This window comes from Microbulbifer litoralis (genome assembly GCF_023634065.1).
Classification (GTDB): Bacteria; Pseudomonadota; Gammaproteobacteria; order Pseudomonadales; family Cellvibrionaceae; genus Microbulbifer; species Microbulbifer litoralis.
Window position 1 is genome coordinate 363429 of the sequence record NZ_JALKCV010000001.1, and the last position, 25644, is coordinate 389072.

Consider the following 25644-nt stretch of genomic DNA (forward strand, 5'->3'; position numbering starts at 1 on the left):
GCGACTAAGGAGCACAGCCAAAGTGTTCAGATCAAGGCGAGAAAGCGCAGGAGTAGTGGTTCTATTTCAAGCTTTCTCAACGCAGAGCTGGACGCTTTGGCGACGCGAACAGTTACACAACTTTCCGCATGGACCACTAGGCACGAATATTTCCGAAAAAGACGAACCAGGAGGCAGCTGTGAATATTTGGCGTCAGCATGGTGGAGCACACCGGCTACCGTTTTTTATTGCTTTTCACTCGATTTTTATCGCTCTGAGCTTTAGCGTCACGGCCCAAGACAGTGATAAAAATCCGATTGCGCTACCACTACTCGGGAAAATGCTGTTTTTTGATACGCGACTTTCAGATCCTCCGGTGATGGGCTGTGTCACCTGTCACGACCCCATCAGAGGCGGTACCGGCCCGGATTCGGAAGTCAACCTGACGCAGGTGGCCATCACCGGCGCCAACCCGGAAACCGTCGGCAGGCGCAAACCGCAAACCAACACCTACGCCAGTTTCGCGCCCCCGTTCAGTGCCTGTGATCGCGGCGTTCCGCTGCTCTGTGGCGGCAATTTCTGGGATGGGCGCGCCCAGGGTCGGGAGCCGGTAACAGACGGCACCTTGCCTGTACCGCCCCTGGCTGCGCCCCACGCCGGCACAGAAATTTTCCACGATATTATCAACCCGAACGTGCTGGGATATGAGAGATTTATCTCAGCAATCAGTGACCAGGCGCTGAACCCCTTTCCCAATCCGGTTGAGCAGAATATTTCCCGGCAGGTAGTCTGTGAACATGTCGCCAGTTCCGAATATGCCTGGCTGTTCCAGCTTTCCTGGGGAGTGAATATCAACTGCAGCACCGAGACCGCGGCGGGCGGGGACACTTTTACCGACATCAGTTTCAAACGCCTCGCCATTGCGGTGGGCGCCTACCAGCACTTTGCCGATGTGAACCGCTTTGATTCCAGGCGGGACCGCGCAATCCGATCCGAGCTCGCCTGTGTGGACGACAGCTTCAGGGACTATTACAACCCGCAGACTTGCCATCGGGTACGCCAGCTGCAGAACAGCAATCCAGACAAGGAATACGGCAGGTTTCCACTGGTCGGATTCACAGCACAGGAAAACCTCGGGCACGACCTGTTCTACAATGTCGACCCGCCATTTGTACCCGGAGATCAACGCACCCACCCGAATCTACCGGCCTCGCAATGCGCCTTCTGCCACAGCGACGATCCGGACAACGATGATGGGGCCGAGCTCCAGCAGGTATACTCCGATCAGGCTTTCCATAATATCGGCGTCCCCTCCAATCCGGAGATTCCAAAGCTGCAGGGGATCGACACCGGGCTGAATCAGCATACCGGCGCACTGTTTTCCGGCAATGGCTTCTTCAAAACACCGACTGTACGCAATGTCACCAAAGGTGCCAGCAACAACTTCGTCAAGGCTTTTATGCATAACGGTTTTCATAAAAGCCTCGAAAGTGTCGTGCACTGGTACAACACCCGCGATGTACTACCCAAATGCGAGGCAATGCTGGGCGACGAAATTCCTGTGGGTACGGAGTTGACAGAGGCCGTGGCACTGGCCAATAACTGCTGGCCCACTGCCGAGTTTCCACAGACGCAGTCACCCTCGCCGCTGGTCGGTAATCTCGGCCTGACCGACGAACACGAAGCCGCACTCGTCGCCTATATGAAAACACTGTCCGACAGTGGCTCAGCCCAACCTCCGGTCCTGCTGACGGCCAGCGAACCCCAGGTCGATAACTACCTGTCAATTTTCGAGTTTATCTGCCCGGGCGAATACAGCCTGGTGACCGATGAGAGTCCGGGAGGTTACGACAGGGACGCTTTCAATACCTGTGTAACACTCTACGATGTGGTGGAGATACTGCAGGAGGACGACTGGCTGCCGAGCAATTAAGCCGGCGCGCTAACGAAAGTCCTCAAAAAATAAGCCCCACGTCGACGAAGTGGGGCTTTCCGGATGACGCGTCCATGCGTCCTTTATCCGGACTCAGGAATCCAGCACCCCGCGCACGAAGTCCGCCAGCGCCTGATCCCGGCAGTTCTCGAAGAAACAGGCCTGGAAGCGCTCGCCACCCACCGCGGTTTTTACCAGTTCCGGATCGATGGCCTTGAGACCGTCGAGGTAGTTTTTGGCCGTGGCTTCCTTGATGTGATTGAGGATACCGGCATTGGCCACCTGGGATTCCTTGCGCTCCGGCGGGTAGCCCTGGCCCTTGACGCCAGTGAAGGCCTTTTCAAACATGTAGCGGATATTCAGCTCCGCGCCCCAGCCGAAACCCTTGGCGAACGGAATCGACAGCGCGTTGCCGTTGTTGATCTGCGCAAACAGGAAGGCGTCCGCCGGGTCGATGCAGTAGCCGCAGTTGACACCCGGGTAGGCGTTCAGCGACATCAGCGCGCCCTGGCCGGTGCCACAGCCGCTGACGACGAAATCCACCGCTTCCGAGTTCAGCAGCAGGCTGCCCATGATGCCCAAGTGAATGTAGGTGAGGCGGTGGTCGTTATCGTCGCTCATGCCGGTGTTGTACACGGTGTGGCCGAGCTCGCCCGCGACATCCTCCAGTTCCTTCAGCACGATAGCGTTCTTGGCGGCCTGGCTGAATTCGTTCATCAATGCAATCTTCATTCGATCGGTCTCCTTTCTGTATCCGCTCTCTTGTCCGAATGCGGGCCACTGCCCGGCTTGCCCCTGTGCAGAAAACGTTCAATCACAGAGATCCACAATCGGGAATCGCTCCGCTGCCGATTATAGGGATCTGACAGGATATTGAAATTGGTCAGACAGGAAAAGCACTGCACGGCACGGGAACATCACCGGAAACACTTCAGGATCGATCACCTCACCTTCAAAACGAACAAATTTCAACCAGCCAGAGGCTGTGCACACAGCTCTCGGAAGACCAATTTTACAATCCGGTTACCACCGGGGGCCCGGCCGATCTCTTCCCGCCGAGTTTTGCCAAGGGTGACTTTCGATTAGTATCACGCCAATAACAACGGCGGTTCCCATGCAGTTCACTCTCCATCTCTCCAGCCTGCTGATTCTCTTCGGTGTCGCCACCGGGCTGACGCTGTCGCTACTGCTGTGGATGGCGCCCTGGGGCAACCGCAACGCCAACCAGTGCCTGGCCCTGCTGCTGCTCGTCAGCATCATCATTTCCGCCGCGCAGATCCCGATCGCCGAAGAATCCGGGCAGTTGTGGGAATACCACCTGATTTTCTCCCTGCAGTTGCTACAGGGCCCCATGCTGTATTTCTACACCCGCGCCCTCACCCGGCCGCAGTTCCACTGGCGCCGGAGCGACATCCGACACCTGCTGCCGGCCCCGGCGATGGCGCTGCTGTGGTATCTGCAACTGCCGCTGTCCGACGGCGGGCTGCTGAACCTGCCCTGCTTCAGCGGCGCGGGCTGCGATCTCATCTACCGCGCGCGCTTCGTACACCGGATCACGGCCATGGCCTCGCTGTTCGGTTACGCCACCGCGGCGCTGTGCCTGCTGCGCCCGCACCTGCGCCGTATCAAGGAGAGCTACTCGGCCATCGAGGAGGTGAACCTGCACTGGCTCACCACCCTGGTGTATTTCTACCTGGCCGCCACGGCCGTGGCGGTGGCCATCGAGGTGTACGGCATGACCGTCGCCGAGCGCGCGCTGACTCCCGGGCAACTGCAGGCCATGGCGCCGCTGTTGCTGAGCCTGCTGCTGGGCTGGTTCGGCCTGCAGCAGCGCAGGATCCATCTGGCGGACAGCGAAGCGGGCAGTGCGCCGGAAGTCGCCGCGGCGGAGGGGAAAAGCGAAAAGAAATACCAGACCAGCAGCCTGACGGAGGCCCGCGCCGGGGCCATCTGGGCGGCGCTGCAGCGGGTTATGGCGGAAGACCGGCCGCACCTGGAGCCGGGCCTGAAAATCGCGGACCTGGCAGATACCATGCAGCTACCGGCCCACCACCTGTCCGAGACCATCAACGGCTTCGCCCGCCAGTCGTTCTATGAATTCATCAACCAGCACCGGGTCGAGGAGGCCGCGCGCCTGCTGGGCGACGATGCGATGGACCACCTGTCGGTCACCGATATCGGCCTGCAGGCGGGCTTCAACTCCAACTCGACCTTCTTCAACCACTTCAAGAAGCGCCTGCAGCAGACACCGCGGCAGTTCCGCCATGCCCGCGCGGCCGGCGACAGTGTTTGAAGCCACTCGCGATCCGCTTGCCGGTCGGGTCGAGTGTGGCAGGGGGGTAACGCCGGAATCCGGGATGGCGCGGTAGCGGGCCGACCCGGCCACAATCCCGGATTCCGCTGCGCTCCATCCGGGCTACACCTCAAGCTAACACCGCTCGCGCAGGATCTCGGCCGCGATCCGGAAGGACTCGAGGCGCGCGGCGTGATCGTAGATGGCCCCGGTCACGATCACTTCATCCACCGGGTTGCGCTCCAGGAAGCGATCGATCCAGGCCGCCACCGTATCCCGGGCCCCCACCGCGCTCTCCGCCAGCGCCTGCTGCACCTGCTGGCGCTCGGACGGTGACGCGACACTGCCCATATCGTCTACCGGCGCCTTCAGCGGGCCCGGCGTACCACGGCGCAGGGCGATAAACTGCTGCTCCAGCGAGGTCATCAGGTAGCGCCCCCGGTCGTCGGAATCCGCGGCAAAGACATTGATACCGGCCGCGGCGTAGGGCCTGTCCAGATAGCGCGACGGCTTGAACTGTTCGCGGTAGAGATGCAGTGCCTGGCCCAGCATCTGCGGCGCAAAGTGCGACGCGAACGCGAACGGCAGCCCCAGAGCTGCAGCCAGCTGGGCGCTGTAGAGGCTGGACCCGAGCAGCCAGATGGGTACTTCCAGCCCCACACCGGGCACCGCCATCACCCGCTGGCCGGGTTTCTGCGGTTCGAAATAGTGCAGCAGCTCGCGCACATCCTCCGGGAACTGGTCGGCGGCGTGGCGCGGGTCGCGGCGCAGCGCCATCATGGTGGAACCGTCGGTGCCCGGTGCCCGACCCAGCCCCAGGTCCACCCGCTCCGGATACAGCGCCGCCAGGGTACCGAACTGCTCGGCGATGACCAGCGGCGCATGGTTGGGCAGCATCACCCCGCCGGCGGCGACGCGGATGCGCTCGGTGCCGGCGGCGATAAAGCCCAGCGCCACCGCCGTCGCCGCGCTGGCGACACCGGCCATATTGTGGTGTTCGGCCATCCAGAAGCGCCGGTAGCCCCAGCGCTCTGCGTGCTGCGCCAGGTCGCGCGAATTCAGCAGCGCCCGCCTGGCGTCGCCGTTATCGGTGATGGGGGACAGATCGAGCAGGGAATAAGCGCGCATAAAAACTCCATACCGCGGTTTGGTCGCGCAGAGACTAGCGCAGCCGGGCCCGGTGGCGATAGCCGATTCCTGCAAAAAGGCGCCGCTTTCCCGTTTGCGGCCGCTCCACTGACCGGGCCCAAAAATTCCTGCAAACTGTTGATTTAAAAGAAAATTTTTATCCCGATTTGCAAACCCGCAATCCGCAATGCAGGGCTTTTCTCCGGGTTTGCAAATCCGGAGGCACTCCGTTCATCGCCGCGCTATAACCGGTTGCAACGCCGCAGCAACAGCCGGCCAAGCAACACCATTCCCGAAAATAATAACCCCTGTAGGAGAGACTCCATGAAGGCTCCACGATTCCTGCCCCAGGCCCTGGCCGCCGCGGTGGCCGCACAGATGGCACCCTGGGCGGCTGCCGCCGAACTGGAAGAGATCGTCGTCACCGCGCAGAAGCGCAGCGAGCGCCTGACCGAGGTGCCCATCGCCATCACCAACTTCGGCACTGAGAATATCGAGCAGACCGGCGTGCGCCAGTTGAAGGAGGTGGCCGAATTCGTGCCCAACCTGCAGATCAGCTCCGGCACCGACTTTAGCTCCAGTGTCAGCATCCGCGGCGTCGGCGCCAACAGCCGCAATATCGGCTTCGACACCCGTGTGGGTGTCTACCTGGACGGCGTCTACCTGGGCCAGTCCCCGGCGCTGAACCAGGAGCTGCTGGACCTGGAGCGCATCGAGGTACTGCGCGGGCCCCAGGGCACCCTGTTCGGCAAAAACACCGTCGCGGGGGCGATCAACATGATCTCCAAACGACCCGACGACACCTTCGGCGGCAGCCTGGGGGTCGAATACGGCAACTACAATTCGCGCCAGCTGTCCGCGTCCCTGAACCTGCCGCTGTCCGACAACCTGTTCGGCAAGGTCTCGGTCAACAGCCAGCAGCGCGACGGCCTGGTAGAAAACCTGGGCACCGGCAACGACCTCAACGAGCAGGACGGCGACTCCTATCGCGCCCAGTTGCTCTACGATGCCGGCGGCGCCTTTACCGCCCACCTGGCTTTGGATGGCACCGACACGGAGCGCCTCTCCTACACCGGCGACGCCGTCACCGATACCTTCGGCAGTGTGCCGGAGACCGCTTCGCCGGAAGACAATACCGTGGCCATGAACCTGGACCCGCGCGAGGAGCGGGAAATCCGCGGTGCGGCCCTGACCCTGAACCGGGATTTCGGCAACGGCTATTCCGTAAAATCCATCACCGCGTCCCGCGATACCGAGATCTTCTACGCCAACGACGTCGACTATTCCGAGCTGGACCTGGCCGAACTCGCCTACGCGGACAGCTACGAGCAGGTGACCCAGGAATTCCAGCTGATCTCGCCGGAGAGCGCGGCCATGAAGTATGTGGCCGGCCTCTACTTCTACCAGCAGGAAGGCAACAGCCTGCGCCAGATCAAGAGTTCCGAACTGGGCGCCATGCTGTTCTACACTGATCCGAACCTGCCGGTGACCACCGATGGCACTGTCGACACCGACAGCTACGCCGCCTTCCTGAACGGTAGTTACGACCTGTCCGAGCGCTGGAAGCTGGGCTTCGGCTTCCGCTATTCGGAGGAGACCAAGGAGGTGGACTGGCGTATCGACGGCCGCGGTTCCGGCGCCTTCGGCATGGCCACCGCCAGCGTGCAGGACGAGCGCACCGACGAGAATTTCTCGCCCACGGTCAACCTGAACTACAGCTTCTCCGACGATATCAGCGGCTACGTCAAGTACAGCAACGGCTTCAAGAGCGGCGGCTTCAACCTGGACTTCATCAGCCAGGGCGACGTGGACGCGGGAATCGATTTCGACAAGGAGACGGTGGACAGCTACGAGATCGGCCTGAAGGGCACGCTGCTGGACCGCAGCCTGGGTTTCAACCTGGCAGTCTTCCAGTCCGACTACACCGATTACCAGGTCAACCAGTTTATCGACCTGGGCGACGGCCGCACCTCCATCAGCATCCGCAACGCCGCCGAAGTGGAGACCCGCGGCCTGGAGGCGGAATTCACCTACCGCCCCACCGACCGGCTGCAGTTCAATGCCGCCTTCGGCCTGCTGGATGCGGAATTCGCCGACTATCCCGGCGGTGGCGCCAACGGTGCCGATGTGAGCGGCAACAAACTGCCGGGCGCATCGGATTATTCCGTCAACCTGGCGGCCAGCTACTATCACCCACTGCCGGCCCTGGGCGCCGAACTGCTGGCGCGGATCGACTACTCCTTCCGCGACGACTACTACAACACCGCCGACAATGAGCAGTTCCGCACCCTGGCAACCGGCGATACCGTGCAGTACGGATGGGTGGACGATATCCAGTTGATCAACGCGCGCCTGGGGCTGGAGAGCGAAGACGGCAGCTGGACCGCCGCCCTCTGGGGCCGCAACCTGGCCGACGAAGATTACCTGACGACCACATCGCGGGATTTCTTCGGCACCATTACCCACTTCGCGGGCACGCCGCGAACTTACGGTATCGAGTTGGGTTACAACTTTTAGGAGGCCTTTTAAGTCCTCGAAACCAGCCTAAGTGCGGGACCGGGTGGGGTATCGCTTTCCGGGACACGCTGTGAATACATCCCTGGACCCAAAGCACTCGCTTCGCTCGCGGGGCCGACCCTACGCTCGTAATCGACATCCATGTCTCATACGGTCCCGGAAAGCGATACCCCACCCGGCCTTTTCGCGTTTCGTGCAAGAGTCCAACAGGTCCAAAAGATAGCGAATCGATAGCACGGACCAACATTATGCAATCCACGAAAAAGTCCCCAGCTGAGATTTACCAATGCAGTGGTGACATAAAAAGGCGAGAACATATTTTCCCGAACACTATCCAGAGGCAACCATGAAAAAACTGTCGATCGGACTCGGCGCAGCACTGTTGTTGCTGGTCGCCGTCGTGCTGGTGCGCACCGCCCTCTACGCGGCCCCGCCCCAGCCCCAGCTCCCGAAAGAAACCCAGGACCGCGTCGCCGATACGGGGCGGGAAGGCCGCCAACCATCCCGGCACCTGTCGCAAGCGATCCGTTTCCAGACCGTGTCCGCACAGCTGGGCAAAGCGCAAACGCGGCAGCAGTACGAGCAGTTTATCGACTGGCTCGCCGCCACCTATCCGCAGGTACACAGCGCGCTGCCACCGGAGCGGCTGGGCAAAACCCCGGGCCAGGAGTACACGCTGCTGTTTACCTGGCCGGGGAAGAACCGGGAACTGAAACCGGTACTGCTGTCCGCCCACTACGACGTGGTACCGGTGATTCCCGGCACGGAAAGCGAATGGGAACACCCTCCCTACAGCGGCGATATCGATGCAACCCATATCTGGGGTCGCGGTGCACTGGACGACAAGAGCGCCGCCATCGGCCTGATGGAAGCCGCCACGCGGCTGCTGGCAGAGGGATTCCAGCCCGAGCGCACCGTCTATATCAGCCTGACCCACGACGAGGAAATCGGCGGCGAGAACGGCGCCCTGGCGGTGGTGGAAAAACTGAAACGGGACGGCGTGCAACTGGCCTGGAGCCTGGATGAAGGCTCCTTCCTGCTGGATGGATTCATTCCCGGTATCGAGCAGCCGGTGGCCAGTATCAACGTGGCCGAGAAGGGTTACCTGACCGTGGATTTGATTGCCCACGGCAAGGGCGGCCACTCGTCCATGCCACCACGGGAAACCGCCGTGGATATCCTCGCCGGGGCCCTGGTGAAACTGCAGAAACACCCGCTGCCCGGCGGGCTGGAAGGGCTGGGGGCCGACATGTTCGACGCCGTGGCCCCGCACATGCCCTTCGGCCAGCGCGCGCTGTTCGCCAACCGCTGGCTGTTCGGCGGCCTGATCGACTCGGCGCTCGAAGACAGCCCCAGCACCGCCGCCATGCTGCACACCACTGTCGCGCCGACCATGCTGTCCGCCAGCATCAAGGAAAATGTACTGCCGATCAGGGCCGTGGCCACGGTCAATTTCCGCGTGCACCCGCGCGACAGTGTCGACGGTATTGTCGAACACCTGCAGACGGTCATCGACGACGAGCGCGTGGCCATCGAGCGCCACCGCCACCAGCCCGCCTCCCGCGTCTCCAGCAGCGAGTCGGCGGCTTTCCACACCCTGGCGGAAACCGCCCGCCACACTCACGGCCAGGCGATCGTCGCCCCGGGCCTGACCATTGCCGGCACCGACAGCCGCCACTACGAAACCGTGGCCGACGACAGCTACCGCTTCAACCCGATGGTGGTCACCAAACAGGATATCAGCGGCTTCCACGGTACCAACGAGCGCATCAGTATCGACAATATGGTCAAGGCGACCCGCTTCTACCGGCAACTGATCAACCGCGGCGCGTCGCAGTGAGCGGAGACGGCGCAGGGCCCGATCGACGTGGCCATCAGGGGCACTCTTAAAAGTGCCCGCGGCCGCCCTGATAGACAGTCAGTTCTTAAGGGAGTGATAATTGTTTTAACAACGCGGATTCAACCTTTCAGACTCCCGTATTTCTCTTATACGACCGTCATTCCGGACTCGATCCGGAATCCAGGCCACCGCGGCACCCTCACTGGATCCCGGATCGAGTCCGGAATGACGGCTCCAAAGAAGGGTTTGGTCAAAATAATTTCCACAGGACTAATACACCACCTTGTCGACGCAGAGTCCCCGATGCCGTCAGAGCCGCTTGTACATATAGGTGGTCGGCGACAGATGCCGGCGATCCGGGTCCAGGGCGAAGTCCGGGATCTCCCCGGCCACCTCGAAGCCCAGGGACTGGTAGAGCTTCTGCGACGGATCCCCGCTGCGGGTATCCAGCGTGACCAGTTTTTTTCCCAGTGCGGATGCCCGCTCCAGCACCGCTTCCATCAACAGCCTGCCAATCCCCCGGCGACGGGCACGGGACAGCACGACCAACCTGGAGACTTCGCAGCGATGTCGCTGATTGGGGACGAGACCGGTCACCAACTGCACGGTGCCCACCAGTTCACCTTCCAACACGGCCACAAACAGCAGGCGCTGCCCGCCGATAACACCGGGAAAGACTTCCTGTCGCCAGTAATCGGTTGCCTGCTCCGCGGAAAAAGGCTGCAGGAAACTGATCGATGCCCCCGAATTGACACCGTCCACCAGAATAGCGGCGAGGCCTTCAAGATAACCATCCAGACAACCTTCCAGCGAACGGCCCCGCACCAGCTCGATTGACACAGACATGCGCTACTCCCCCGCCGCCAGGGCAATGAGATACCTGGCCGCCTGCCGGCCGGTTTCAAACTGCGATGCGCCATACAGCCTGTACCGGACACAGTCCCCCGTCTTCAGTTGATAGACATTCCCCTCGACGGTGATGGAGAGCGCCCCCGACAACAACAACAGGTGGTGTTCCTGGCCGGGCATGGCCGGCGCGCTGTAGGCGATGGACTGGTTCGGGGACAGGGCCCCCTCGACCAGCTCGCATTTCAGCGAGCGGGAGGGCGGCGAGACACTTCTCCGCTCGAACCCGTTTCTGTCATCCAACCAAAGCTGCTGGTCGCCCCGCCGGATCAGGGGCTCGAAATCCCGCTCCAGCGGCGACAGCAATACCGAAATCGGCAGGCCATAGACCGTCGCCAGCGCGCCGAGGGTGTCGGCAGTGGGGCTGACTTCCCCCTTTTCGATACGGGACAGGGACGCGCGGCTGATACCGCTCTGCTCCGCCAGCGCCTGGAGCGTCAGGTCCCTGTCGGTACGCAACTTCTTCAGGTAATTGGACAGGGTCTCTGAGTACATCATCATGATTCCCACTTAAGAACAAAAATCTCATATCTGGGATTTTAACGGCGTACCCCAAGCTGTCAACAGGTCTTTCGCGGCCCGCCGATATCGTTTCCCGCCCCGGCACTCATCTGCTACTATCGCCGCCGCAAAACCTAAGGGGTGGCTCCGGCCTGAGATGCAGACGGAATTTCCGTCTGGCAAACCCTTGAACCTGATCCGGTTAATACCGGCGTAGGAATAGGTACCCAGTGTGGTTCCCCAAACCACATCCTCTTCACGTCGCACACCGGGTCTCTTTCACTCCGCTATTCCCGAGAGAGAGCCATGAATCGAGCAACCAGAATAAAACCGCTCAGTTGGTGGATCGGCCTGGCCGGCTGCCTGGGCAGCGCCACCGTGGCAGCCGCGAACCCCGAAACCACAGAGTTGGAAGAAGTCGTCGTCACCAGCCAGTTCCGCCAAACCGCGCAACTGGAAACCGCCACCAGCGTCAGTGTGCTCGGTGAAAAAACCATTGAAGCCCGCGGCGCCGGCCACCTGGAACAGCTGCTCAACCTGGCACCCAACGTGAATTTTGCCAGCGGCGCCTCCCGCGGCCGCTTTGTGCAGATCCGCGGTATCGGCGAGCGCAGCCAGTTTATCGATCCGGTCAACCCATCCGTGGGCCTGGTTATCGACGGCATCGACTTTACCGGCCTGGGCCTCGCGGCCAGTACCCTGGATATGGACCGGGTGGAAATCCTGCGCGGGCCACAGGGAACCGTCTACGGTGCCAATGCGCTGGCCGGCCTGATCACCATGACCAGCAACGCGCCGTCGGCCGACCCCATGGCGCGGGTATCGGCGGAAGCGGCGCAGTACGGCGGTCGCACCCTGTCCGCCGTCGCCAGCGGCCCCCTCGGTGAAAACGGTGAAAACGGTGAAAAGCTGGCCTACCGCCTCGCGGCGCAGACGCGCCAGTCCGATGGCTATGTCGAGAACCGCTACCTGGACCGCGACGATACCCAGGATATCGACGAATCCATGTTGCGCGGCAAGCTGCGCTATCGGGCCAACGACGACCTGCAGCTGGATTTCTCACTGCTGCAGATCGATGTCGACAACGGCTACGATGCCTTCTCACTGGACAATTCCCGCCATACCATTTCCGACCAGCCGGGCCGGGATACCCAGGAAACCCTGGCCGGCGCCCTGAGCGGCCGGTGGACCGGCAGCGACCTGTTTACCCTCGAATCGGTACTGAGCCTGGCGGACTCGGAAACAGAATACGGCTACGACGAAGACTGGACCTACGTCGGCTTCCACCCCGACGAATACAGCTCCACCGACAATTACCACCGCGACCGGGACAACCTCAGCGCCGATGTCCGCTTTATCTCCAGCGACGCCTCCCGGCTGTTCGGCGACAGCACCGACTGGGTGGCCGGCATTTATATCCGCCGCGAAGAGGAATCGCTGCTGCGCAACGGGAATTTCCGCAGCCAGTTCGATACCGAAAACAACGCCGTCTACGGCCAGTTGCGTAGCGCCCTCGGCCGGCGCTTCGACCTGGTAACCGGCCTGCGGCTGGAACAGCGCAGCGCGGATTATGCCGATTCCCTGGCCGTTACCACGGCCACCGACGAAGACCTGTGGGGCGGCAATATCACACTGGAATACCACCGGTCGCAAGGTACCATGCTCTACGGCACCCTCTCTCGCGGCTACAAGGCCGGCGGTGTCAACGGCCGCATCATTTCCGCCTCGGCCGGCAACCCGCAGATCGGTAGCGATGTATTCGAGTTCGATACCGAGCAGCTGCTCAACTACGAGCTCGGTATCAAGGGCAACTGGCTCGACAACCGGTTGCAGGTGCAACTGGCCGCCTTCTACCAGGACCGCAGCGACGTGCAGGCCAAGCAGTCGGTCTTCAATCCCGGCGACTTTTCCTTCGACGACTTCCTCACCAACGCCGCCGGCGGCAGCACCACCGGTTTGGAAGCGGAGCTGCACTACCGGGCCACCGACAGGCTGCGCCTGTTTACCTCGGTGGGCTGGCTGAATGCGGAATTCGAGGACTTCGCCAGCTCCTCCCATGTGGATGCGCGCAACGACTACACCGGCGAGGTGTTCGCCCCGGTGGACCTGGACGGCCGCGACCTGGCTCACGCGCCCAACTACCAGTTCTTTACCGGCGCCGAGTACGCACTGCCGGCGAACCTGGTGTTGCGCCTGGAAATGGAGGGCAAGGACGACTTCTACTTTTCCAACAGCCACAACGAAAAGTCCACCGCCTACGAGCTGTTCAACGCGCGCCTGACCTACAGCGGCGACCGCTGGGATGTGTCGCTGTGGGGCAGGAACCTGACCGACGAGGTTTACTACACCCGCGGCTTCTATTTCAGCAACCAGTTCGGCAACAACCCGGCCAACGGCTATGCGCCGGAGGCCTACTACCAGCTGGGCGAGCCGCGTATTGCGGGTATTTCCGGCAGCTATACGTTTTAACAGAATGGCAAAGACGGCCATCGCAGGAGCCTAATGCCGGCTAGCCCGGATATTTCACCAGGGGCCACGATGATCGCGCCGAGATCTGTGCGCTCAGTGCATTTTTGTGGCGTACATGCATGCTTACTGCACGTATTAGCCACAAAAATGTGCTGAGCGTGCAGAGATCAAGCGAGGGCGTGGCCAGCGTTGGCCGGTGACAATCTGTCCCCACGGAGATCCCTGAAAACATTAACGAAAACATAGAGTTACGCTGCATTCTGAGCGGCCTGGTGAAATATCCGGGCTAGTTAAGCAACTGAAGATTAGGAAGATGAGATTGCACCGGGCCTTAGTTGATATCGGGGCGGCCCTGCTACCGGGTGCAGCCTTGCGAGACACGCCGTGAATACGTCCCTGTAGGCTTGTCCGCGAGGTCCCTCTCGCAGACAGTCTCGCAAGGCTGCACCCGGCATCAGGGCCTTTGCGTCGACAGCGTGGCTTAACTGACTGACTTCTACAAACCTAGACTGGAACAACAGCACTATGAAACTATCCGTGGAAATCAGCATGTACCCGCTGAAAGACGCGTATATTCCCGCGATTCAGGATTTTATCGAGCGCCTGAACGGCCACCCGCAACTGCAGGTCATCACCAACACCATGAGCACCCGGGTATTCGGCGACTACGACCTGCTGATGGACACACTGAAAGCGGAGATGCGCAGGTCCTACGAGCAGTTCGGCCGCGCCATTTTCGTGTGCAAATTTATCGACGGCGACCTGCACCCGGACAACACCGATGCCTAGCGCCGAAATTCGCGATGCCATCGCCACCGCATTTGCCGCCATGTCCCTGTGGGAGCTGGCGGCGGTGGTACTGGCGCTGGCCTACCTGCTGCTGGCGATGCGGGAGAAAATCCTCTGCTGGTACGCGGCCTTCGCCAGCACGGCAATCTACCTGTTCCTGTTCTGGGACGTCAGCCTGCTGATGGAGTCGGCGCTGCAGATCTTCTACCTGCTGATCGCCATCTACGGCTGGTGGCAGTGGAAAAACCGGCGCGCCGAGCGGCGGGAACTGCAGATTCACCGCTGGCCGGCGGCCACCCATATCACCGCCCTGTCGATCGTCGGCCTGCTGACGCTGGTGTTCGGCTACGGACTGCAGCGATACACCGATGCCGCACTGCCCTACCTCGATTCGTTTACCACCTGGGGCGCGGTGGTAACCACCTACATGGTTACCCGCAAGGTACTCGAAAACTGGCTCTACTGGGTGGTCGTCGACGGCGCGGCCATCTATCTGTATATCGACCGGGAACTGTACCTGACCGCGGTTTTGTTCGTACTGTATGTGATCATCGTCATCATCGGGTTTTTTAATTGGCTGGCGCTGTACCGGCGGCAGCTTCCCGAGAGCAATCAGCCCTCGATGGCGGAAAGCGGCGCTGCACAATGACAGCTCCTGCCACGGACATCATCCCGGACGACTGGCCGCGCTGGAGTGCCACCAGGCCCAGGTTGATCCGCACGCTGGCGAACGGACTGACCAACCGCAGTTTCCTGCTGGCCGACGGAGAGCGGCAGCTGGTGCTGCGCATTAATTCCGCCATCAGCGAGGCACTGGACCTTAACCGGGAAGCCGAGGCGCAGGCGTTGCACCTGGCGGACAGGGCCGGGCTGTGCGCGCCGCTGGTCCACTGTGATCCGGGGCAGCGGTACCTGGTCACCCGCCATATCCCCGGCGACCACTGGCGTCCGGACGGCGCCGGCGCCTTCGCGCAACTGGCGGCCCTGTTGCGCGCGATTCACAAGCTGCCGGCCATCGATGCCGAGCTGGATATCGGCGACAAGGTTGGCCGCTACCGGCGCTCGATCGATACGGACAACAGTCTGTTGCGGCCACTACAATCCCTGCACCGGCCGCTACAGCGGCACATCGCCGCGGCCGGCGAGCTGGGCAGCGGCAAGGTGCTCTGCCACAACGACCTGCTGGCGGACAACCTGATCGCCGGTACTGATGGAAGACTCAGCGCCATCGACTGGGAATACGCCGCCAGCGGCGACCCCTTTTACGACCTGGCGGTTATCTGTGAAGGGCAGCACCTGAAGAAGGGGCAGCGGGAAACGCTGCTGGCGGAATACCTCCAGCGCCCGACGTCGGACAGGGACCGGCAGCGCCTCGATCACTGGCGGATTATCTACGGCTACCTGTCGCTGCTGTGGTATGCGGTGCAGTGGTCCTGCGGCGGCCTGGGAGGCCCCGGTATAGGCGATCAGATCAACGGGCAGATGGCGTTGCTATCCGGACGGCTCTCCGGTTTCGAAAATGGAAGCAAGGCGACTGTGATCGACTGAATTGCGGATCCGCTTGCGGTCCATCACCGCAAAACCTCAACCGATAAAACGCACCGCTTTCTGCCCATAGATATAGCCGAAATCCAGGCTCTCGGTCCCCTCTGCCGATTCGCGCGCCGCCCGTTCATCGCGGCGATTCCACGGGTAATCGAAATGCCCCAGCCGAACCATCGACTCGAATTTTTTCGGCTCCGTGAGCGGGATACAGGTGAAGTAGAGCCCTTCCAACGGAAAACTCAGTTCGGCCGGAATTTTCGCCTGCATCGACTGCAGTTTCGGCAGTAGCTCTTTATAGTATGACTTGATCGATTTACTCGCTTTGGAACCCGTCCGGTGTTCCCCGCGGGCGTTCACACCGATAAAGTGTTCCCCCAGCCGTTTCCTGATCGAGCCCTCATGCTTGCCGACATACATGGGAAAAAAATTCGTCGGGTATCCCGCCGCGTGCAGCCCGAAAGCCGTTCCCTGGTTGGCGATATACGCCTCTTTCCTGAAGCCGATTTCATAGACGCCGGGTTTATCCGGCGCATCGAGATAGTTTTTCAGCGGTCTCAATTTTTCCCACGAAGGTCCATTCATCACCGTCAACGCCTCCTTGTTGTCACAGGCGAATGCGCCCGTCTGTGTCGATGCATAGCGCCGATCAATCTACCCCAGTAAGGGCCGCATCACCAGAAGAACAATTTCACTCCGACACCATTTATTATCAATTCCGCCAATAAAACAGCGTCGACTAGGGAAATATTTTCGGGCAGACAGAAAACGGGCCCAACAGGGCCCGCTTTCCAGATAAAGTTGTCTTCCTGTTAACGGAGGAAAGGCCAGAACCAGGAACCTCCGACATTGACAGGCCTGCTCGAGCTGGCTTCACGTCCGCCGGTATCGCGGACGCGCAGAGTGATTTCATAGCGTCCGCGCCCGTCGTAGCGGTGCCAGGCCACGGGACCGCTGGCGGTGCTGCCATCGCCGAAATCCCACTGATAGCTCAGGTCACCCGCCTTTCCGCGGCCGCGGTGCTGCACCCGCACCCAGCCGAAAAACTTCCGCACACTGAATCGCGCTTGCAGTGGCGGGCCATCGGCGATCGAAATCTGGTGCTCCGCCGTCGAAATGGCGCCTTTATCGTCTTCCACCGACAGGGTCACGGTGTAGCTGCCGGCTTCGCGATAGTGGTGACGGGGATTGCGCTCGGTACTGGTGCCGCCATCGCCGAAATCCCAGTGCCAGCCGACAATACGGCCGTCGCTGTCACTGCTGGTATCGGTAAAGCGGATATGCCGGCCCCGCTGCTCGCTGGTAAAAGCGGCACTGGGCGCGGCGTTGCCGCCGGTCAGGTCCAGTTCCACCACCACCGGATCGTGGTCCGAGGCACGGTAGGCGTCGGCATTGTAGAGGCTGTCGAGCTGCGCCTCGCTCTTGTACTCGGTGTTGTAGTCCAGCGCCCGCGGTTCGTCGGCATTGATCGGCCAGCTGGTGGCACCGGTCACCAGCGGCGCCAGCCCGGCACTGGCCAGGGCGTGATCCAGGTAGCCGGCCTGGGCGCCGTAGACGTAGGAGTAAACCCCGCTGCCGCCGAACTGCGCCAGCAGGTCGGTATAGCCGGCCGCCTTGATGGCGGTGATCGGGTTTTCCCGCGCGTAGCTGTTCAGGTCGCCGATCAGCAGTACGCGATCCACACCGGTGCCGGCGGGGTCGCCGGCAATCCAGCCGGTCAGCGCGTCGGCGGCCTGGATACGGGTCCGGTTCCAGCAGCCCTGGCCGTCGCCCTGGGCGTCGTCGAGGCTGCCGTCGCCGGGGCAGCTGCCCTTGGAACGCAGGTGGTTGACCGCCACCGCCAGGGATTCGCCGGTGGCCAGCTCGGTAAAGGATTGCAGCAGCGGCTGGCGGTTGCCGTAGTCGAACGGATAGCCGGCCAGGGTCTCGGCACCGCCCAGCGGCTGTACCCGGTCGCTGCGGTAGATCATGCCCACGGCCACCTGGTCGGTGCCCAATTCTTCCAGGCCCGGGTTCACAAAAGCGTAGACCTGACTGCCGGCGGCAGTGTTGAGGCCATCCACCAGGTCCTGGATTGCGCTGTCCGGACCGTAGCCATCGTTCTCGATTTCCATCAGGCCGACGATATCGGCCCCGGTCCCCAGCACGGCGGCGATCACCTTGGCGCGCTGGCGCTGGAACTCCTCCTCGGTATCGGCGCCGCGGGCGGTCGGATAGCCGCCGCTGCCGTCGCCGTCACCATCACCGTCACCGTCACCGTCACCGTCACCGTCACCGTCACCGTTAAAATAGTTGAGCACATTCATGCTGGCGACACGCAGGCTGCCGACACCCGGCAGTGCCGGCGCCGCCGTGCGCGGATTGCTGTCGGCGAACACCGGCGCCTGTAGCGGATAGACGCGGTAGACATCGAAGCTGTAACCGATCACGCCGCGCAGGCCGGCCACCGTGGCCCCCGCGCGCAGGCTGTTGCCTGCGCTCAGCCCCGATCCCGGATAGGGGATGGTCTCCGGATTCTGCACCGGGGAACCGTCGTCGAGCACAATCCGGTTCAGGTCGTTGGCAGCCTGCTGGGCCACCGCCGCCGGTCCCGGCTCAGCGATATTGGTCGGTGTGTGGAGACGGCCGAACGACAGGCCCAGCTCGCCGTAGCGGGCCAGGTTGTAGTTTTCGTTGACGGTCAGGGTCTGGCTGAAGTCCGCCAGCATGCCCTCGTAGCGCTCCGGGAAATCGGCGCTGGCAAACGGCAGGCTGAGCTGCGCGGGCGTCACCGAATGGCCACTGCTGCAGACGCTGACACCGTCCACCTGGCCGAGTTCGGTGAAGTTATAGTACTCGCTGACGACACCGCCGACGCGCACCAGGTCCCCTTCCTCGACCGCCACACCGAAGCCGGCATCGTAGACAAACAGGCCCTCGGAGGTGGTGTCGAGACCGTCCTGGTCCGCATCCTCCTCCTGCACGAAGAAGCCGGCCATACCGGTGTCGATATCCTGGAAGACACCGACCACCACAGCCTCCACTTCGTGGCGTTCACCGACCAGCGGGCTGGCCGCGCCGGGGCCCTGGATCGCGCTGATGGCGGTGGCGCTGTCGCCGCAGCTGCCGAACACCACATCGTCGCCACCATCATCTCCGTCGTCGCCATCACCGCTGCCGTTGTGCTGACCCAGGTCGTCGAAGTTGTCGGCGCCGGTACTGGTCCACTCCAGCGACGGATCGAAAGCCGCGCTACCATCGCTGCGGCCATCCGCCACAGCCGGGTTGCGCAGCAGTGTCTGGTTCCGGGTGCCGAGGCCGCTGTCGCCCCACTGGCTGCCCGGATCGGCACCTATCTGGCCGATCACATCCACGGCAGCGCCCAGGTAGCGCAGCTCTACTGCGTCGTCGCCATTGAACAAGCTGCCGCCGTAGGTCATATCCGCCTGCGCCAGGACCGCGGCGTCGGCGCTCGAATGGGCCAGCACAAACACTTCGCCATCGGCCAGGCTGCCGCTCAGCGAGACCGTGGTACCGGCCGCAGTGGCGCCATTGAAGTAGACGGCCACCGAGTAATCCCCGAGATCCACCGGCGCACCGGTATTGTTGTAGATCTCCAGCGCCTTGTTGTAGCTGCTGCCCTCGATATATTCGGAAAAAAACAAATCTGCGCGGGCGGTGCCGGACAGAAGTAAAAGCCACAGCGTCAGCTGTAGCACCACGGTGCTTTTCATCTTGTCATTCCTTGCGTATTGAACGATTGGGGGCCGCCAGACTCCCGCGGCTCCCCGGCGCCCGCCGCTGGCGGACAGGGTTTGCAAAGCAGAAACCCTGCCAGAGGAAGTGTGATGAAAAGATGAAACGGGGCGTTTCAGACCGGTTTTATGTGACCCTCCCCACAAATTCCGTCTCCAACCCCGACACGGACAGGAAGAGCGATTCACAAGTGATCAACAAGGTACCCGGCTCCGGGCGGTCACCTGCCCGGCGGGCCCGCTGCCGGCTCGCGGGGTTTCGCCCCCGGAATTGCGGCAACGGACGGTGCACGGGCGGCCGCTTTGTGACAGAATCCCGGGATAAATAAAAAATGGAACTACTCGCTCCTTTTCCAGGCCCCAGTTCCTGGCAAAGAACACCGCAGTTTACGGCAGCGTGGTCGCACCGATCCCGCTTACCGACGACAGGGTTCGGGTAGTTACCGGGAAAATACATCAGTCGCTCGCACCACCCGAGATAAAAACCGGGCATTCCCCGTTATCGCTGTGGATTTCCCCGGCGTTGGCGTTGCGGATATGCCTTCAATAACCACGGGGGCTCTCGATGTCAGAGTATCAGCGCAACGCCAGGCTGGGCGCCGGCGAAAAACTCGGCTACGCAGTGGGCGATGCCGGTTTCAACTTTTACTGGATCATCATCGGATCCTACCTTTCCTATTTCTATACCGATATCTTCGGTATACCCGCCGCCGCGGCCGGCACCATGTTCCTGGTGACCAAGATCGTGGACGCCTGTACCGACCCGGTGATGGGCGCGCTGGCCGATCGCACCCGCAGCCGCTGGGGCCGCTTCCGCCCCTACCTGCTTTTCGGCGCGCTGCCGATGGCCGGCGCCGCGGTACTGACCATGACCACACCGGCGCTGGATGGCGGCGGCAAACTGCTGTGGGCCTACGGCACCTACACCATGATGATGCTGTGCTACACGATACTGAGCACACCCTACTCGTCCCTGGCCGGCGTACTCACCGCCGATGCCGCGGAGCGCAACTCGATATTCGGGCTGCGCTTTTTCTTTGCCTACAGTACCGGCATCGTCGTCGGCGCCCTCACCCCCGGCCTGGCGGCCTATTTCGGCGACGGCAACGACGCCCTCGGCTGGCAGGTCACCATGGCACTCTACAGCGCCGTGGCCAGCGGCTGTTTCATTACCGTCTTCTTTACCACCCGCGAGCGGATACAGCCGGCGCCGGAACAGAAAACCCGGCCGATCGAAGATATCCGCGACCTGGCCGGTAACGGCCCCTGGCTGGTGCTGTTTGCGCTGGCGATGATCATCATGATGACCATCGTTTTCCGCGGCAGTTCGGCCACTTACTACTTCAAATATTTTGTCGAACGTCCGGACCTGATGGGGCCCTACATCGGCGTGCAGATGGCGGCCTACGCCGTGGGCTGCCTGCTGTCCCCCTGGCTGACGCGGCTGGTGCCGGACAAGGCGCGGCTGCTGATGCTGTTGATGGGGATCGTCGGCACATTGAGTGTCGCCTTTGCATTTATTCCCAAACCGGCCAACACTGGCGTGGTCACTGTGTCCAGCGAAAGCGCGCAGACCCTGCACGCCACCGACCTGCTCGGCGATAACACCACCGAAGCCGGCCGCTACCAGTGGGTGGAACAACTGCCGGGCGCCTTCTGGTTCGACCGCGAGACAAAAGCCCTCGCGAGCGACGGGCCCCACCTGGTAATCGGGGCCGCGACGGAGCAAACCGATGAAAAGCGTCTCTTCAGCGTATCGCTGCTGGACGAACAGGGCACCGTGATCCGCGACAGCGCCGACTGGCCGTGGCAGATCGTCGCCATGTTTGTGCTCAATATCCTGATCAGCCTGGCGCTGGGTCCCAAATCCCCCATCACCTGGTCCATGTACGCCGACGCCGCGGATTACAACGAGTGGAAGACCGGCCGCCGCGCCACCGCCATGACATTTTCCGCCGCCACCTTTTCCCAGAAAATGGGCGGAGCCCTGGGTTCGGCGGGTATTCTGTGGGTGCTGGCATTTTTCGGCTACCGGGCCAACACCATGCAGCAGGATGCCTCGCTGGACTCGATCGTCTGGCTGCAGACGCTGGTACCGGCTTTCTTCGCCTTCGTCTCCATCGGCGCGCTGCGCTTCTACCACCTGGGCGGCGAAAAGCTGGCGCAGATACAGCGGGATCTGCAGCGGCGCGATGACCGCGACACCGCCGACTGCGGACCCGAGAAAGACAGCGGGGATGCCGAAGGGATCGCCCCCTGAGCTGAAACCCCCGACCAACGCGGGATGGGCACGTCGCTGTGCGCTTTGGCCCATTCTGCACTTCCGCCCACTCTCTATCGCAAACATTCAGTCAACCGGGAAACCGATCATGCTGGTAAAGGAAAATCGCCAGGGCGACCGCTTCGAACTGTGGAGCCCAACCAAAATGCCCCGCGCTGCAGCCTTCCTGTGGAATCGCAAAATGATGATCCAGGTAAACTGCCGCGGTTTTGCCACTGCGCAGTTTATGCAGCCGGAACCGGCCAAATACATGCACGGCCCCAACCTGGAAGCGAAAACCTTCATGCAGCCGGAGCAACCCTATTACGCGCATCATCCGGGGCGCTTTTTCTATATCAAGGATGAGGTCAGCGGCGAGTTGTTCTCGATTCCCTACGAGCCGGTGCGACGCGAACAGGACAGCTTCTGCTTTTCCGCCGGCCAGTCGGATATCCGGTGGCGTGTCCGCCACCGGGATATCGGCACCGACTTGAAACTGAGCCTGCCACAGGAGGACCCGCTGGAAATCTGGGACCTGCGCATCGGCAATGAGTCGCAGCGCGAGAGAAAGCTGAGTGTCTACCTGTATTTTCCCATCGGCTATATGAGCTGGATGAACCAGTCGGCGCGCTACCGCGACGACCTCGGCGGGATCGTCGCCAGTTGCGTGGCACCCTACCAGAAGGTCGAGGAATACTTCAAAAGTATCGGCAACAAGGACAAAACCTTTGTGCTGCACAGCCATGCTCCCTGCGCCTTTGAAACCATTCGCGAGCAGTTCGAGGGCGAGGGCGGCCTGCACGATCCCGATGCGCTGCGGGGGCCCGAGCTGGCCAACGGTGAAGCACTCTATGAGACGCCGGTTGCCGCGTTGCAATACCGCCTGACCCTGGCGCCGGGGGCGCGCGGGAACTATCGCTTTCTCGTCGGCCCGGCGGCGGACGACGGCGAGATCGCACGCCTGCGGCGCGACTATATCGACGGCGCGACCGCGCAACCGGAGGCCGGCGGGGACAGCGCCGAAGGTGCTATCCGTATCGAGACACCGGACAGCCACTTCGACACCTTCGTCAATCACTGGCTGCCGCGCCAGGTCTTTTACCACGGCGACGTCAATCGCCTGACCACGGACCCGCAGACCCGCAATTACCTGCAGGACAATATGGGCATGAGTTATATCCGCCCGGATGTCACCCGCGCGGCTTTCCTGCAGGCGCTGTCCCAGCAGAAAGCGGACGCTTCCATGCCCGACGGTATCCTGCTGGACGAATCCGCCGAGCTGAAATATATCAACCGGGTGCCACACACCGACCACTGTGTCTGGCTACCGGTCTGCCTGAAAGCCTACCTGGACGAGAGCGGCGATCTGGCACTCTTGCGGGAAGTGGTCCACTGCCCCACGGACGGCAGCAGCGCCAGTGTTTTCGACCGCATTACCCGTGCCCTGCGCTGGCTGTTCGCCGCCCGCGACGAACGCGACCTCAGCTATATCGGCCAGGGGGACTGGTGCGATCCGATGAATATGGTCGGCTACCAGGGCCGCGGCGTTTCCGGCTGGCTGACCCTGGCCAGTGCCCACGCCTGCCGGCTCTGGGCGGAAATCGCACAGCAGGTGGATGAAAAGGAACTGGGCGGTGAATTTCTCGAATACGCGCAGGTGTTGAACAAGGCCGTAAACAATCATCTCTGGGACGGCCACTGGTACGCGCGCGGCATTACCGACGGCGGTGTACGCTTCGGTATCGCCGACGATGCGGAGGGCCGCATCTACCTGAATCCGCAGAGCTGGGCGCTGCTGGCCGACACGCCCGACGCCGCGCAGCGACAGAGCCTGTTGCAGGCGGTGGAAGAGCAACTGGAAACCCCCTACGGCGCCATGATGCTGGCCCCGGCCTATACCGGTATGCGCGAGGATGTGGGCCGGGTAACGCAGAAGTTTCCGGGCGCCGCGGAAAACGGCTCCGTCTACAACCACGCGGCCATTTTCTACGTCCACGCACTGTATAAAATCGGCGAGGCGGACCGGGCCTACCGGCTGATGCGCGCCATGCTGCCGGGGCCGGACGAGGAAGACTATCTGCAGCGCGGCCAGATGCCGGTATTCGTGCCCAATTACTATCGCGGCGCCTTCTACCAGTTTCCGCGCACCGCCGGCCGCTCCAGCCAGCTGTTCAATACCGGTACCAGCGCCTGGATGTACCGCTCGGTGATCGAGGACCTCTTCGGGTTGCGCGGCGACGGCGATGCCCTGAACATCGAGCCGAAGCTGCCCTCACAGTGGTCGCGGGCATCGGTAAAGCGTCGCTTTCGCGGGGCCGAGTTCTCGGTCAGTTACCAACGCGATCCGGCCGTGGATTCGATGCAGGTGCAAGTGGACGGCACGCCGCTGGCGCGACCCCGAATCGGGGATATCGAAGCGGGAAGGGAGTACCGCGTAAAAGTGCGGCTTCCCGCCGGGTAAAATGCAGGGTGCGCCCTGCGCACCGAGAACCACGCAGAGACGGTGCGCACGGCGCACCCTACCCAACTGGGATAATCGTTCAGACCACACCGCGCAGGGCCCGCTCAAACAGCGCGCTGTACTGCGCCGCATCGAGCGCAATCGGATTGCCGCCGGCGGCCGCATCGGCCACCGCCATCCGCCCGACCTTTTCCACCTGGCGATTGTCGATACCGATTTCCTCCAGGCTGTGGGGAATACCGATCTCGGTGCGCAGTTCCAGTATCCAGTCCTGTACACCATCGAATCCGGGATGTGCCAGGTCCAGGTAACGGGCCAGGCGCGCCATCGGCACTTCGATCGCGGCGCGGTTGGCCTGCAGTACATAGGGCATCAATACCGCGTTCAGCAACCCGTGATGCGCATCGTAGAGGGCACCCAGCGGGTGCGCCAGCGCGTGCATGGCGCCGAGACCGCGCTGGAAGGCCGTGGCGCCCATACTGGAGGCCACCAGCATCTGCTGGCGCGCCCCGAGATCACTGCCGTCGGCGACCGCGCGCGGCAGGTTCTCCCGAATCAGGCGCATCCCCTCGAGCGCGATACCCTCGGCCATCGGGTGGAAAGACGGCGAACAGAAGGCTTCCAGGTTGTGCGACAGCGCGTCCATGCCGGTGGCCGCGGTGATTGTTGCCGGCAGCCCCAGCGTCAGTTCCGCATCCAGGATCACCAGTGCCGGCAGCATGCGCGGGTGGAAAATAATGCGTTTCTTCCGCGCCTGTGTATCGGTGATCACCGACGAGCGGCCCACCTCGGAACCGGTGCCGGCGGTGGTCGGTACCGCGATCACCGGCACCATGGCATCCACATCGACACGCCGGTAATTGTCTCCCGCGTCCTCAAAATCCCACAGCGGCCGTTGCTGCCCGGCCATCAGTGCGATTGCCTTGCCGGCATCCATGGCCGAGCCACCGCCGAGGGAAATGACGCCGTCGTGCCAGCCGGCGCGCAGGGCATCGACGCCGGCCTCGATATTTTCGCCACAGGGGTTGCCCTTGATGGCGAAGAACAACCCGGCTGCCAGTTTCTCTCCGCGCAGCGATTCCAGCACCCGCTGCACCATCGGCAACTCCGCCAGCCCCGGATCGGTGACCAGCAGCGGCGCGCGGATGCCGAGCTGTTCACAGGCGCCGGCGAGTTCGGAGATACGTCCCGGACCTACACGGATATGGGTGGGATAATTCCAGTCGACGGATTGGTGCCACATTCTTCTACCCTCTTCTTTCCCCGGCCCCTTCCCACAAACCGGGATGGG

The 25644-nt window shown here is 62.3% G+C and carries 17 protein-coding genes and 1 riboswitch; of the genes, 10 read left to right on the forward strand and 7 right to left on the reverse strand.

What is annotated here, in order from left to right:
• Window positions 1-320: 320 nt before the first annotated feature.
• The gene (locus tag MWN76_RS01465; RefSeq protein WP_250458758.1) at window positions 321-1913 is read left to right on the forward strand and encodes a cytochrome-c peroxidase; all 1593 of its coding nucleotides are present in this window, start codon (window positions 321-323) and stop codon (window positions 1911-1913) included.
• Between the two features lie 93 nt (window positions 1914-2006).
• On the opposite strand, the gene MWN76_RS01470 is transcribed toward MWN76_RS01465, so the two are convergent.
• A complete protein-coding gene (locus MWN76_RS01470) occupies window positions 2007-2645 on the reverse strand; it encodes an RpiB/LacA/LacB family sugar-phosphate isomerase (protein WP_250458759.1) in 639 nt (212 codons plus the stop codon).
• A 382-nt stretch (window positions 2646-3027) separates the two neighbouring features.
• On the opposite strand from MWN76_RS01470, the gene MWN76_RS01475 reads away from it, so the two are divergent.
• Window positions 3028-4206, forward strand: a complete 1179-nt coding sequence (locus tag MWN76_RS01475) for a helix-turn-helix transcriptional regulator (RefSeq protein WP_250458760.1) — start codon at window positions 3028-3030, stop codon at window positions 4204-4206.
• Between the two features lie 135 nt (window positions 4207-4341).
• Here the strand turns inward: MWN76_RS01475 and MWN76_RS01480 are convergent, their stop codons facing one another.
• On the reverse strand, window positions 4342-5334 hold the full coding sequence (locus MWN76_RS01480) for an LLM class flavin-dependent oxidoreductase (RefSeq protein WP_250458761.1): 993 nt from the start codon (window positions 5332-5334) through the stop codon (window positions 4342-4344).
• A 324-nt stretch (window positions 5335-5658) separates the two neighbouring features.
• Here MWN76_RS01480 and MWN76_RS01485 point away from each other — a divergent pair, with 324 nt between their 5' ends.
• Together MWN76_RS01485 and MWN76_RS01490 are read left to right on the forward strand one after the other, a co-directional pair.
• Complete coding sequence (locus MWN76_RS01485; protein ID WP_250458762.1) at window positions 5659-7851, forward strand: TonB-dependent receptor; 2193 nt, start codon at window positions 5659-5661, stop codon at window positions 7849-7851.
• Between the two features lie 346 nt (window positions 7852-8197).
• Window positions 8198-9691, forward strand: a complete 1494-nt coding sequence (locus MWN76_RS01490) for a M20 family peptidase (RefSeq protein ID WP_250458763.1) — start codon at window positions 8198-8200, stop codon at window positions 9689-9691.
• Window positions 9692-10000: 309 nt separating this feature from the next.
• Here MWN76_RS01490 and MWN76_RS01495 read toward each other — a convergent pair whose 3' ends face one another.
• Window positions 10001-10537, reverse strand: a complete 537-nt coding sequence (locus MWN76_RS01495) for a GNAT family N-acetyltransferase (protein ID WP_250458764.1) — start codon at window positions 10535-10537, stop codon at window positions 10001-10003.
• 3 nt (window positions 10538-10540) lie between these two features.
• Complete coding sequence (locus MWN76_RS01500) at window positions 10541-11098, reverse strand: helix-turn-helix domain-containing protein (RefSeq protein ID WP_250458765.1); 558 nt, start codon at window positions 11096-11098, stop codon at window positions 10541-10543.
• Window positions 11099-11225: 127 nt separating this feature from the next.
• Window positions 11226-11335: riboswitch (TPP riboswitch) on the forward strand.
• 69 nt (window positions 11336-11404) lie between these two features.
• On the opposite strand from MWN76_RS01500, the gene MWN76_RS01505 reads away from it, so the two are divergent.
• The 4 genes from MWN76_RS01505 to MWN76_RS01520 all read left to right on the forward strand — a co-directional run bounded on the left by MWN76_RS01505 (window position 11405) and on the right by MWN76_RS01520 (window position 15904).
• Entirely contained in the window at window positions 11405-13567 is a 2163-nt protein-coding gene (locus tag MWN76_RS01505) for a TonB-dependent receptor (protein WP_250458766.1), read from the forward strand.
• A gap of 525 nt (window positions 13568-14092) precedes the next feature.
• Window positions 14093-14356: a YkoF family thiamine/hydroxymethylpyrimidine-binding protein gene (locus MWN76_RS01510; RefSeq protein ID WP_250458767.1), complete on the forward strand. Its 264-nt coding sequence runs from the start codon at window positions 14093-14095 to the stop codon at window positions 14354-14356.
• Entirely contained in the window at window positions 14349-15005 is a 657-nt protein-coding gene (pnuC, locus tag MWN76_RS01515) for a nicotinamide riboside transporter PnuC (RefSeq protein WP_250458769.1), read from the forward strand. Before MWN76_RS01510 ends, pnuC begins: the two co-directional genes overlap by 8 nt.
• Window positions 15002-15904: a choline kinase family protein gene (locus tag MWN76_RS01520; protein ID WP_250458771.1), complete on the forward strand. Its 903-nt coding sequence runs from the start codon at window positions 15002-15004 to the stop codon at window positions 15902-15904. Before pnuC ends, MWN76_RS01520 begins: the two co-directional genes overlap by 4 nt.
• 36 nt (window positions 15905-15940) lie before the next feature.
• Here the strand turns inward: MWN76_RS01520 and MWN76_RS01525 are convergent, their stop codons facing one another.
• Entirely contained in the window at window positions 15941-16483 is a 543-nt protein-coding gene (locus tag MWN76_RS01525; protein ID WP_250458773.1) for a hypothetical protein, read from the reverse strand.
• Between the two features lie 227 nt (window positions 16484-16710).
• On the reverse strand, window positions 16711-19611 hold the full coding sequence (locus MWN76_RS01530; protein ID WP_250458774.1) for an ExeM/NucH family extracellular endonuclease: 2901 nt from the start codon (window positions 19609-19611) through the stop codon (window positions 16711-16713).
• Window positions 19612-20197: 586 nt separating this feature from the next.
• Between MWN76_RS01530 and MWN76_RS01535 the strand changes: the two genes are divergently transcribed.
• Window positions 20198-21892 carry an MFS transporter gene (locus tag MWN76_RS01535; RefSeq protein ID WP_250458775.1) on the forward strand — a complete coding sequence of 565 codons (1695 nt, stop codon included), beginning with the start codon at window positions 20198-20200 and terminating at the stop codon, window positions 21890-21892.
• 112 nt (window positions 21893-22004) lie between these two features.
• Window positions 22005-24353: a GH36-type glycosyl hydrolase domain-containing protein gene (locus MWN76_RS01540; RefSeq protein ID WP_425606581.1), complete on the forward strand. Its 2349-nt coding sequence runs from the start codon at window positions 22005-22007 to the stop codon at window positions 24351-24353.
• A gap of 79 nt (window positions 24354-24432) precedes the next feature.
• On the opposite strand, the gene MWN76_RS01545 is transcribed toward MWN76_RS01540, so the two are convergent.
• The gene (locus MWN76_RS01545) at window positions 24433-25596 is read right to left on the reverse strand and encodes an iron-containing alcohol dehydrogenase (protein ID WP_250458777.1); all 1164 of its coding nucleotides are present in this window, start codon (window positions 25594-25596) and stop codon (window positions 24433-24435) included.
• Between the last annotated feature and the right edge of the window lie 48 nt (window positions 25597-25644).

Bases quoted from the DNA above. Each gene is read 5' to 3' on its own strand.
- MWN76_RS01465 (WP_250458758.1), top strand. From the start codon at position 321: ATGCTGTTTTTTGATACGCGACTTTCAGATCCTCCGGTGATGGGCTGT.
- MWN76_RS01470 (WP_250458759.1), bottom strand. From the start codon at position 2,645: ATGAAGATTGCATTGATGAACGAATTCAGCCAGGCCGCCAAGAACGCT.
- MWN76_RS01475 (WP_250458760.1), top strand. From the start codon at position 3,028: ATGCAGTTCACTCTCCATCTCTCCAGCCTGCTGATTCTCTTCGGTGTC.
- MWN76_RS01480 (WP_250458761.1), bottom strand. From the start codon at position 5,334: ATGCGCGCTTATTCCCTGCTCGATCTGTCCCCCATCACCGATAACGGC.
- MWN76_RS01485 (WP_250458762.1), top strand. From the start codon at position 5,659: ATGAAGGCTCCACGATTCCTGCCCCAGGCCCTGGCCGCCGCGGTGGCC.
- MWN76_RS01490 (WP_250458763.1), top strand. From the start codon at position 8,198: ATGAAAAAACTGTCGATCGGACTCGGCGCAGCACTGTTGTTGCTGGTC.
- MWN76_RS01495 (WP_250458764.1), bottom strand. From the start codon at position 10,537: ATGTCTGTGTCAATCGAGCTGGTGCGGGGCCGTTCGCTGGAAGGTTGT.
- MWN76_RS01500 (WP_250458765.1), bottom strand. From the start codon at position 11,098: ATGATGATGTACTCAGAGACCCTGTCCAATTACCTGAAGAAGTTGCGT.
- MWN76_RS01505 (WP_250458766.1), top strand. From the start codon at position 11,405: ATGAATCGAGCAACCAGAATAAAACCGCTCAGTTGGTGGATCGGCCTG.
- MWN76_RS01510 (WP_250458767.1), top strand. From the start codon at position 14,093: ATGAAACTATCCGTGGAAATCAGCATGTACCCGCTGAAAGACGCGTAT.
- pnuC (WP_250458769.1), top strand. From the start codon at position 14,349: ATGCCTAGCGCCGAAATTCGCGATGCCATCGCCACCGCATTTGCCGCC.
- MWN76_RS01520 (WP_250458771.1), top strand. From the start codon at position 15,002: ATGACAGCTCCTGCCACGGACATCATCCCGGACGACTGGCCGCGCTGG.
- MWN76_RS01525 (WP_250458773.1), bottom strand. From the start codon at position 16,483: ATGAATGGACCTTCGTGGGAAAAATTGAGACCGCTGAAAAACTATCTC.
- MWN76_RS01530 (WP_250458774.1), bottom strand. From the start codon at position 19,611: ATGAAAAGCACCGTGGTGCTACAGCTGACGCTGTGGCTTTTACTTCTG.
- MWN76_RS01535 (WP_250458775.1), top strand. From the start codon at position 20,198: ATGTCAGAGTATCAGCGCAACGCCAGGCTGGGCGCCGGCGAAAAACTC.
- MWN76_RS01545 (WP_250458777.1), bottom strand. From the start codon at position 25,596: ATGTGGCACCAATCCGTCGACTGGAATTATCCCACCCATATCCGTGTA.